Here is a 270-nt window from a genome sequence, read left to right on the forward strand (position 1 = left end):
GGTGATGTTGAAAATATACGAATTTATCAAAAAGGTGATGGATTTGAAGTGTCGTCCATTGCTGTTTTCAAAGAAAAAGAAACGAATTTGCCAGTAAAAGAACGTTTTACATTATCTGTTGTGAAAAACAACGGTCAATATTATGTGGATCAACTAAAACATCAATAGGGGTGGTATTTATGGAATTCTTGGATTTTCTTGTGTTAGGTGCAAAAGCAGGATCAGATTTACCGACATTAGGCGGCGTAAAAGACTGGGCAAAGCAGGTTG

1 protein-coding gene is annotated in these 270 nt (G+C 36.3%); it reads left to right on the forward strand.

Going from position 1 to position 270, the window contains the following annotated elements:
* Positions 1-15 precede the first annotated feature (15 nt).
* Positions 16-168 carry a hypothetical protein gene (locus tag R0J92_RS23265; RefSeq protein ID WP_411053417.1) on the forward strand — a complete coding sequence of 51 codons (153 nt, stop codon included), beginning with the start codon at positions 16-18 and terminating at the stop codon, positions 166-168.
* The last annotated feature ends 102 nt before the right edge of the window (positions 169-270 follow it).

The organism is Tritonibacter sp. SIMBA_163, from assembly GCF_046535935.1.
Classification (GTDB): domain Bacteria; phylum Pseudomonadota; class Alphaproteobacteria; order Rhodobacterales; family Rhodobacteraceae; genus Epibacterium; species Epibacterium scottomollicae.